This is a genomic window from Halomonas sp. AOP7-B1-5 (genome assembly GCF_052353045.1).
Classification (GTDB): domain Bacteria; phylum Pseudomonadota; class Gammaproteobacteria; order Pseudomonadales; family Halomonadaceae; genus Vreelandella; species Vreelandella colorata.
The window spans coordinates 1-8,932 of sequence record NZ_JBQTDC010000067.1 but is presented as its reverse complement, the minus strand read 5'-3'; the positions used below and the strand labels follow the sequence as shown (position 1 = coordinate 8,932).

Annotated in this window: 11 protein-coding genes and 1 pseudogene; 7 read left to right on the top strand and 5 right to left on the bottom strand. The window is 58.6% G+C overall.

What is annotated here, in order from left to right; all coding sequences use genetic code 11:
* The 5 genes from ACT3XD_RS18870 to ACT3XD_RS18850 form a co-directional block, all read left to right on the top strand.
* Positions 1-778, top strand: a 778-nt coding sequence (locus ACT3XD_RS18870; RefSeq protein WP_444280664.1) for a nucleotide-binding protein, incomplete at its 5' end; no start/stop codon positions are given.
* A 10-nt stretch (positions 779-788) separates the two neighbouring features.
* Positions 789-1,244 (top strand): conjugal transfer protein TraM, encoded by a 456-nt coding sequence (locus ACT3XD_RS18865; RefSeq protein WP_192539789.1) that lies wholly within the window; start codon positions 789-791, stop codon positions 1,242-1,244.
* 45 nt (positions 1,245-1,289) lie between these two features.
* On the top strand, positions 1,290-1,664 hold the full coding sequence (locus ACT3XD_RS18860) for a hypothetical protein (protein WP_192539790.1): 375 nt from the start codon (positions 1,290-1,292) through the stop codon (positions 1,662-1,664).
* Between the two features lie 2 nt (positions 1,665-1,666).
* Positions 1,667-2,164, top strand: a complete 498-nt coding sequence (locus ACT3XD_RS18855; protein WP_192539791.1) for a hypothetical protein — start codon at positions 1,667-1,669, stop codon at positions 2,162-2,164.
* 27 nt (positions 2,165-2,191) lie between these two features.
* Entirely contained in the window at positions 2,192-2,530 is a 339-nt protein-coding gene (locus ACT3XD_RS18850) for a hypothetical protein (protein WP_020309013.1), read from the top strand.
* Between the two features lie 71 nt (positions 2,531-2,601).
* Here the strand turns inward: ACT3XD_RS18850 and ACT3XD_RS18845 are convergent, their stop codons facing one another.
* The 5 genes and pseudogenes from ACT3XD_RS18845 to ACT3XD_RS18825 form a co-directional block, all read right to left on the bottom strand.
* Positions 2,602-2,913 (bottom strand): helix-turn-helix domain-containing transcriptional regulator, encoded by a 312-nt coding sequence (locus ACT3XD_RS18845; protein ID WP_192539792.1) that lies wholly within the window; start codon positions 2,911-2,913, stop codon positions 2,602-2,604.
* Between the two features lie 187 nt (positions 2,914-3,100).
* Entirely contained in the window at positions 3,101-3,403 is a 303-nt protein-coding gene (locus tag ACT3XD_RS18840; protein ID WP_192539793.1) for a hypothetical protein, read from the bottom strand.
* A 301-nt stretch (positions 3,404-3,704) separates the two neighbouring features.
* On the bottom strand, positions 3,705-3,854 hold the full coding sequence (locus ACT3XD_RS18835) for a hypothetical protein (RefSeq protein ID WP_444280663.1): 150 nt from the start codon (positions 3,852-3,854) through the stop codon (positions 3,705-3,707).
* A gap of 4 nt (positions 3,855-3,858) precedes the next feature.
* Positions 3,859-5,127 (bottom strand): replication protein, encoded by a 1,269-nt coding sequence (locus ACT3XD_RS18830; RefSeq protein WP_225736358.1) that lies wholly within the window; start codon positions 5,125-5,127, stop codon positions 3,859-3,861.
* 92 nt (positions 5,128-5,219) lie between these two features.
* Positions 5,220-5,489, bottom strand: a pseudogene (locus ACT3XD_RS18825) (IS66 family transposase); the annotation flags it as partial.
* A 43-nt stretch (positions 5,490-5,532) separates the two neighbouring features.
* Here ACT3XD_RS18825 and ACT3XD_RS18820 point away from each other — a divergent pair.
* Together ACT3XD_RS18820 and ACT3XD_RS18815 are read left to right on the top strand one after the other, a co-directional pair.
* Positions 5,533-8,034, top strand: a complete 2,502-nt coding sequence (locus tag ACT3XD_RS18820; RefSeq protein ID WP_444280662.1) for a TonB-dependent siderophore receptor — start codon at positions 5,533-5,535, stop codon at positions 8,032-8,034.
* Positions 8,035-8,084: 50 nt separating this feature from the next.
* The coding region (locus ACT3XD_RS18815) for an ABC transporter ATP-binding protein (RefSeq protein ID WP_444280661.1) at positions 8,085-8,932 on the top strand (848 nt) is incomplete at its 3' end.

Sequence of the window (8,932 nt, the reverse complement as noted above, 5' to 3'; positions counted from 1 at the left end):
TAACAGGAGTGAACAAAATATGGCTAATAACACTACCCCTTCAACCATGAACGAACTTATCCGCCAAGTTCATTACATTCTGCAAGGTAAAGGCGGCGTCGGTAAATCGCTGATCGCGTCCGTTATCGCACAATATATCAAGGGCAAAACTCGCCCGTTGGTTGTATATGATACCGACCCGGTAAATGCCACTCTTGCCGGTTATAAGGCTCTGGATACTCAACGCCTTGAACTGATGCGCGACGGCTCGCTGGTAGAACGTAATTTCGACCGACTGATTGAACAAATCGTAGAACAAGATTCTGATTTCGTGGTCGATAACGGCGCGGCTTCGTTTATCCCGCTGTCTTACTATCTGGCAGAAAACGATGCAATTAACCTGATCGCCGAAAATGGCAAGCAGGTTTATATCCACACCGTTATTACTGGTGGGCAGGCGCTGCGCGATACTTTGGGCGGCTTTGCTTCGCTGTGCGAACAAATGCCGGGCGATGCGCGCTTGGTTGTTTGGCTGAATGAGTTCTTTGGCGACATTGAAGCCGATGGCAAAACTTTCGAGGAAATGAAAGTTTATCAAGCCAACAAAGACCGCGTGCATGGCATTGTCCGCATTGCTCGCCAGACTGGCAGCACTTACGGCGAAGACGTGAAACTTATGCTCGACAGTAAGTTGACATTTGACGAAATTCAGCAATCACCTGACTTCGGCCTTATGTCCAAGTCGCGCTTGAATAAAGTCAAGTCTTCGATCTTCCAGCAGCTCGACACGATCATCTAAGGGGGTCGTGATGATCGACTTTGACGACATACGAAAAGAGGTCGCCATACGCCACAACGTACTGCTTGGCAAGGATGACCCCATTCTTGTCACGGTCACGGTCAACGAGCTAGTGCTGGCCCGCTACCTCGATCTGATTTCCGATCAGTACGATGAAGCCAACCGCACGTTGACCGTGACGCTGCAACAGCAGGTCGAGCAGTCGAAGGAAACGGCCGGGAAGATCATCACCGACTCGGCCAACTACGTCAGCGACCAGTTGCGCCAGTCGGTTGCCGAGGTGGTCAAGGACGTAGGTAAAGACCTGCGCCGTCAGGTCGCAGAGGTGCAGGCCGCCAGCCGTGAGGCGGTGGCCAACGGCCGCGATGCGCAGGTGGCGAAGACAAGCGCGGTGGTGGCTGCCGTATTGTCCGGGGTGGCCGCACTGGTCGCCGTAGCCGCTCTGGTGGTGGTGTTACTGAAATGAGGCGGCCGGGCTTCGGCCCGGTGCCTCGACATTGAGGGAATAGGTATGGATGGCGGAATCAACCCGGCGCAGTACAGCCCGTGGGTGGTGATCCCCTTCGTTCTGGCATTGGCCGTCTGCGCTGGCTGGATCACGTGGGGCGCACTCCGCAATGGCGTGCTTCCTATTACCCCGGCAGTGTTGGCTATCGCGCTGATGGCTTCGGCCATGTGGGACAACTACACGCCCAAGCCGGACGAATGGGAGGCATTCAAGGCTGCGCACAACTGCAAGGTAGTGGGCAAAAGCGAAGGTCATAGCAACGGCGGCGTCGGCATCACTACACGCGGCAGCGTGGCGTTCATCGCAGGGGATCGGTCGCCCGATCAGACTGGCTACCTGTGCGACGACGGCGTGACGTACTGGAGAAATGAGAGGTAAAAATGAACCGGAAAGCATGTGGCAAAGCCATCAACGTGTTTTCGTCGGTCGGCGGACTGGTAGTCGCGTGGCAAGCGATCCGCTTTGCAATGGGTGACATTGGCAACGTGACGATACCTGTATTTGAGTGGTTAGCGAACACCACGCAGCCGCAGGGCAGCGTCACGCCTGCCGACGCGACAGGGCTGCTGTCGATGACAAATTTCATGCAAAGCATCATATGGTGGATTATGGGGTTCAGTGTTTGGCTGATCGCTGCCACCGTCGTGAGCGGGCTTGGTAATGTCGCAGCTCGAATAGCTACTGTAGGGTGGCAGCAGTACCTGACAGAGCAGCGCGAGGCCCACGAAGCGGCCCGGATCGCAGCAGAACGGCAGGCCCTCAAGGATCGCCGCCGCGAGCTGCGCCGGAAGGTTCTCGAAGCTCGGGAACCCCGTCGAGGATCGTCCGGCATCCTGCCATTCGTGCTCGGCGTGTTGTTTGGATCATTTTTTCTTTGACGCAACAACTACTTAGAGGGATCGCTTATGTTGGCTGCACTGTTTGAAATCCTGCTGTTCTTGATGATGGTTCCGGCCCTGATCGTGTTCGCGCTGTTCAAGATCGCCTCGGACATTGCCGACTACTTCGGGTTCTGGCTGTTCCCCGGCATCTTCGGCCTGTGGCTGGGCATCAACCTGTCGATGGTTGCGCCGTCTGATCCGAACGTGCCGTTTGAAAGCCTGATTGAAGTCATCGCGCACTCTCACATCGCCGGATTTGCCACCCCGCAAGTTCTGTTCGTGATCGGGGTTCTGTCGCTACTGGTGCCACCGGCCTGCTCGATGTTCAAGCTGATGTTCAGGGCTACGCGAGACGCCAAGTAATACAACCGGCCAGAAACAAACAAGCCCGCTCGATAGCGGGCTTTTTGTTGGGCACCAAAAGGGAAGGGTGGTCAGTGGGTCGCGGCCGCCGGTTGGATGGGCTGGATGGCCAGACGCAGGCCCATGACGCGCAGGATCGCGGTCAGGCTGCGCACCTCGGGGTTGCCCTTCTCCGACAGCGTGCGGTAGAGCTGCGACGGGTTCAGCTCGGCCGACTTGGCCACGCTGCGCACGCCGCCGAACGCCTCGGCCATCTGGCGCAGGGCAATCAACAGTTCGGCTTGCTCGCCGTCTTCAAGGATGCTGTTCAGCAGCTCGACCGCGTAGGCCGGATCGCTGCGGAAAACCTCGGCCATCGCCGCGTCGTGTGATCTGTCTTTCATCGTTCAATCTCCTGTTCGTTCCTGCCAGTCGCGCCAGTACGCGCAGGCGCGGTCAATGTCGCTGTTCTGCTTGCGCTTGTCGCCGCCGCAAAGCAGCAGTTGGTGCCAGATTTCACGTAGCAGCACCCTATGCAGTGCGACTCTACGCGATTAAATGCGATTCTGCGCGACGGTACGCGATCTAGGGTTACGGTATCGCGTGCAAGCGTTTCACCGCGTTGACGAAATCGAGGCGCAGCAAGTGCATGGCCAAATCAATCGCCCCGCCACCGCCACGGTCGGCCTGCACGTCGTACCACTTCGCCCCTGTGGCCAGCAGCTCGACCACGGCCCCCCCAAGCGAGACATGCACGCGCACTGTGTTTTTGTCCTTAACCGGCTGAAACGTGGCGTCACGCTTCCAGTACAAGCCCAACGCATCGAGCACGGCGAGCACCGGCACAATCCGCAAGTGGTTGATCCGGGCATCATCAAATCGCCTTGAGCGCATCGCTTACCACTCCCTATCGAACTGCACCGACGTTACCTGTCATCAGTGGCCAAAGCCTTCGCCCCCTGCTGGGGCTGCGCGGCCTAACGGCCTTGCGGGCTACTCGTGATATTTCATCACGGGGCTACTCCCGGCTGCGCCGATCAAAAGCACGGGGGCTTCGCCATTAGTAATACGCACGGACTTGTTACACCCCCACCCAAGGGCCTGTATCACCGCGAACGGGCCGCCGTCAAAAGCACGGGGGCTTCGCCATTAGTAATACGCACGGACTTGTTACACCCCCACCCAAGGGCCTGTATCACCGCGAACGGGCCGCCGTCAAAAGCACGGGGGCTTCGCCATTAGTAATACGCACGGAGTTGTTACACTCGATTTGAGGGGCTTTTAAGTACCTCGATACCGTCATAGCTGAGACACCCATTTGCTTTGCGATGGCCCGTACGCTCAATCCTTCACGGCTGAGCCTGTGCCTGCGCCTGCTTGGCGTTGGCGGCCTCAAGGTACGTTTGACGGTCTACCGCCCCGGCAGCGCGTCTACGGTCTTCCTCGCGCTTCCTGTGGCGTTCTGCGGCCTCGGCCTGGCTGACGATGGTCTTTAGCTGCTTCTGTTCGTCTGCGGTGATCCTGAACAGGTTAATCAGGGTGTCGTTCTTCGGCGTGTACAGCGGCGAGTAGTCCTTGCCGCCAAAGCTGACTTTCTCCCCTGCTTCGTAGGCTTTGGCCTTGCTGAACAGCGTCATAAGCTCTTTCGAGCGGCTATTCCATTGCGGATCAAGTTCGCGGGCCAGCGCGGCCCCTTCGTGGTACATCTGCTTGCTGTTGGTCGCACCGGACAAAAGCAGGAAGTTCAACCGCCAAAATAGGTGTTGCATCCTGCTGCCTTCGCCGACGCCGCCGCGCAGCTCGGCCAGCTTGCGCAGGTCTTCGAGGCGATCCCACGCAAGCTGTCGGCCGGAGAATCCGCGCAGATGGTCGGCTTTGCCGCCGGGCACCAAAAGGAAAGGCTTTCTCGTTGCGCGCTGCTGGGCCTGTTTCTGTTGCTCCTGCCGTTGCTGCTCGATAGTCCATCGGGCTGTCGGTAGCAGGGACTCGGCCAGATACTCGAAGTTGTAGCGGATAGGCTGGCCATCGTGGCCGTTTTGAACGTGAACCACTCGGCAGACTTCGCCGCTCTTGCTGTTGACTGTCTCGACGGTGCGCAGCACGCGGCTGGCGTCCTTGGCCATCGGATCGGCCCCGACGTGCGCGAGGCGATCAACAAGGTAGCGTTGGCAGGCATTCCAGCGGGGCAGGGCTTGACGTGGAATCGTGCCCTCTAACAACCACTTGGCTTGTATTCCCCGGCCGCTGTAGATCAGCACTGACGGTGGCGGTACGCCTTCCTCGGCGCAGAAGTACAGGACGGACGCGGCCAGTTGGTCAGGTGAGCGACCGGCCAGCGCGGGCACGCGGTAGGTATCAAGGTCGGTGAACAGCAAGCCCAGCCGCGAGAGGTTCACGACGCGCCGGTTGGGCCGGATGAACTCGGCCTGTGACATCCAAGTGTCGCGGGTCTTGTCCACCAAACTAAGCACGGTGGCCATGTCCGTCAAACGGTGGGAGGACTGGCGCTTGTCGCCGCGAACGTCAACCAGAAGCGAGAAAAACCCGCTCCTGTTGCTGTCGTGGTACAAGTCCGCCTCGTCCTGAGAACTGAACAGCGCAAGTTGTGAACTTGCCATAAGCTCCTGCCTTTCGGGGGCACCACACGGGCGCGCCTCTTGTCAAAGGCAAAGCGAACTACTAGAATGAACCTGAATTGTAACTATTCAGCTTACGCTGCCTGAGCCGTGGCTTCTTGCTGCATAAAGGATGGCACGTCACCGGCAAACAGTTGCTCCAGTGCGGTATGCGCCGCCACTCCTTGCTTGACGGCGGTCGAGAGGAAGCTACGCATCCGGCAGAAGATCTCGGCACCTTCCCAAGAGCGGAAACAGCCCGAGATCTTCTGCTGAACTTTGGTCATCCGCAGGTCACGCTCCCCTTGGTTATTGGTAAAGGGAGCGGCAGGATCATCGAGGAAGCGCAACACGTCGTCCTGAAAGCATCCCGAGCGGGCTGAAAACAGACAGGAGAGGGAAAAGGAAATGATGCGGCAAACCGGATTTCTGACCGGCGGGACCATGAAGGCGCATATGCGAAAGATGGCGATTGCCCTTCTTGCATCGTCCTCGGCTTTACTGGCGGTTACGCTTTACGCCACCCAAAGCATGGCGCAAACCGTCCCGGCCTCTTATTCGGTGCCTGCCGGTCCCCTGGGGGCTGCGATTTCGCGCTTCGGCGACAATGCCAATCTTCAGGTTCTTTATCCGGCCGATTTGGTTCGCGGCAAGCAGACGAAAGGGGTGCGTGGCAATATGAGCCGTGAGGAGGCGCTTAGCCGTCTTCTGGCAGGCACCGGCCTTTCCTATCGGTTCACATCTTCGGACACCGTCACTCTGGAACCGCTGCCGAGGGAGGGGAGCGCAGGCATTGCGCCCGATGGGTCCACCGTTCTTTCGACCATCGTGGTCAACGGGCAGGGCGAGAACGCCTGGGGCCCTGCGCAAGGCTTCGTCGCGCATCTCTCCGCGACCGCGACTAAGACCGACACGCCCATTCTGGAAACGCCGCAGACGATCAATGTGGTGACGGCACGGCAGATCGAGACGCTGAAACCCTCCAAGCTTGCGGAAACGCTGCGCTATACGCCGGGTGTGGTGACCGAATTCCAGCCAAGCACCAGCTATTTCGACCGAATCCGCATTCGCGGCTTCTACAGCATCAATAATATCTACCTTGACGGAACCCAGCTCACACCTTCGGGTACGCTCGCTGTCGCGCAGGTGGACCCGTTTCTGCTGGAGCGTGTGGAGGTTCTCAAGGGGCCCGCTTCGGTACTTTATGGCCAGAACGGTTCCGGCGGCCTGATCAATATGGTGTCCAAGCGCCCGCTGGGCAATAACGACCGCGAGATCGGCTTTAGTGTCGGCACCGACAAACACCTTGAAACGACCATAGACTGGAACGGCGTTTCCGCGGATGAAACGTTCAGCTATCGCATTGCCGGCGTCGGCCGCAGGGCCGATCTCGATTCGGACTATGGCGAGACAGAGCGCTACGCCATCGCTCCGTCTTTCACCTGGCGTCCTTCGGAGGACACGAACTGGACGGTGAGGGCGGCGTTGCAGCGCGATCCGGAAGGTAATTCGAGCAGCTATCTGCCTGCGGTCGGAACCATCCTGCCCAATATCAACGGTCAGTTTCCGCGCGGGATCTATACCTGCGATCCAACTTTCTGCGATTACGACCGCAAGCAATATTATGTCGGTTCGGATTTCAGGCACAAGCTGAACGAGGATCTGGAATTTCGCCAGAACCTGCGTTTCACCTATGTCGATGTCAATTCGACCTCCTTCAGACTCGGTGCCTTGAAAGCCGATCAGAAAACGGTCAGCCGGCCGGCGCTTAATCAGGCGGCGACCACGCGCGGCATCGCAGCCGACAACAGCCTGAAATATGATTTTGACATTGGTGATACCCGCAACGAACTGATCGCCGGTTTCGATTATCGCCGGTTTTCCTCGGACAATCTTTCACTCTCCGGAACCAATTCCAGTCTCGATCTCAATCTGTTCGATCCGGTTTACGGCAATTATAGCCTGCCCACGCTGGCGCGCCGCACTGACAACAATGTCGTGCTGGAGCAATATGGTGTTTATGCGCAAAACCAGATGTCTCTGGGCAACTGGCGCCTGCTGACCGGCCTGCGTCAGGATTGGGCGAACACCACCAACGATAATTTTCTCACCGATTTGACAACGGAAACGCGTGACGATGCCCTGACGGGCCGCGCCGGTCTCCTCTATCTCTTCGATAACGGTCTTGCGCCCTATGTCAGCTATTCGACATCGTTCGAGCCGACTTCCGGTACGGATTATTATGGCGAGACTTTCAAGCCGACCGAAGGCAAGCAATGGGAAATCGGTCTGAAATACGAACCGCAATGGTTCAATGGCGTGTCCACCGCCTCGCTCTATGATCTCAAGCGGACGAATGTGACCACGGCCGACAATGAGCATGAGCATACCTGCGCGGCGGCGCCCAATCTGCCCGATTGCGGCAATTTTTCGGTACAGACCGGCGAAGTGCGTGTGCGCGGGCTGGAGCTTGAAAGCAAGATCAGCCTGACCGAGAAGGTCAATGCCTCCTTCGGCTATACCTATATGGATGCCGAGGTTACCAGCAGCAATGACGGCTATGAGGGCAACAGGACGACCAATACGCCCAATCATATGGCCTCGGCCTGGCTCGACTACACCTTCCGCGAAGGCGTTCTCGACGGCCTGACGCTGGGTGGCGGCGTGCGTTATGTCGGAAGCATGTATGCCGATGACGACAATCTCAAGCCCATTCCGGCCTATACGTTGGGCGATGCGATGCTGGCCTACGAGCTCGGCAGGCTTTCGCCCAATCTAGACGGGTCGAAACTGGCGGTGTCGGTGACTAATCTTGCCGACAAAAAAGCTGTCGGCGGCTGCACCAGCGCCAGCTATTGCGATTATGTCGACGGGCGCAGTATCATCGGTTCCCTCAAAATCAAATTCTGACAGGAGCGCACCGGCGGTTCGGACGAACCGCCGGTGCCGGTGTTTACGCCATGACAGTCGATCCGGACCAGACCTCGATTGCGGCCGCAGGCCTCGATCTGGCCTATCAGACGAAAACCATCGTTCATGACGTCGGTCTTTCCATCGCGAAAGGCACGGTGACGACGCTTGTCGGCCCCAACGGGTCGGGCAAATCGACATTGCTCAAGGGGCTGGGTCGGCTGCTCGACCCTTTGGGTGGACAGGTTCTGCTCAATGGCAGGGATATTCGAGAGATGCGGACGCGCGACATCGCGCGCAGGCTCTCGATCCTGCCGCAGGGGCCGGTCGTTCCCGAGGGCCTGAATGTTCACGAACTGGTCGCCTATGGCCGTGCGCCGCATCAGGGGCTTTTCGGCCTGACGACGGAGGAAGACCGGGCGGCGGTCGAGCACGCCATGGCTATGACCGGCGTCGCACCGTGGCGCGATACGCTTGTGGATGCGCTTTCGGGCGGGCAGCGGCAGCGGGTCTGGATCGCCATGACGGTGGCGCAACAGACGCAGATCATGTTTCTCGACGAGCCGACGACCTATCTCGACATCGCGCATCAGCTCGACGTTCTCGAACTGCTGCGCAAACTCAACCGCGCGCATGGCCGCACCATCGTCATGGTGCTGCACGATCTCAATCTGGCGGCGCGCTATTCCGATCGCATCGTTGCGCTGCGCGATGGCCGCATCGTCGCCGACGGTGCACCGCGGGACGTTATCACCCCGTCGATCCTGCACCGGGTTTTCGAGATCGAGGCGGAAATACATGACGATCCCGTTTCGGGATGCCCATGGTTCGTTCCCAGACAGATCGTCCCCGCACAAAACGCCGAAGAACAGATCGTTATGGAAAGAAGTGTGCCGCA

Excerpts from the sequence above, each read along its gene's own strand:
- ACT3XD_RS18865 (WP_192539789.1), top strand. The coding sequence starts at position 789 with ATGATCGACTTTGACGACATACGAAAAGAGGTCGCCATACGCCACAAC.
- ACT3XD_RS18860 (WP_192539790.1), top strand. The coding sequence starts at position 1,290 with ATGGATGGCGGAATCAACCCGGCGCAGTACAGCCCGTGGGTGGTGATC.
- ACT3XD_RS18855 (WP_192539791.1), top strand. The coding sequence starts at position 1,667 with ATGAACCGGAAAGCATGTGGCAAAGCCATCAACGTGTTTTCGTCGGTC.
- ACT3XD_RS18850 (WP_020309013.1), top strand. The coding sequence starts at position 2,192 with ATGTTGGCTGCACTGTTTGAAATCCTGCTGTTCTTGATGATGGTTCCG.
- ACT3XD_RS18845 (WP_192539792.1), bottom strand. The coding sequence starts at position 2,913 with ATGAAAGACAGATCACACGACGCGGCGATGGCCGAGGTTTTCCGCAGC.
- ACT3XD_RS18840 (WP_192539793.1), bottom strand. The coding sequence starts at position 3,403 with ATGCGCTCAAGGCGATTTGATGATGCCCGGATCAACCACTTGCGGATT.
- ACT3XD_RS18830 (WP_225736358.1), bottom strand. The coding sequence starts at position 5,127 with ATGGCAAGTTCACAACTTGCGCTGTTCAGTTCTCAGGACGAGGCGGAC.
- ACT3XD_RS18820 (WP_444280662.1), top strand. The coding sequence starts at position 5,533 with ATGATGCGGCAAACCGGATTTCTGACCGGCGGGACCATGAAGGCGCAT.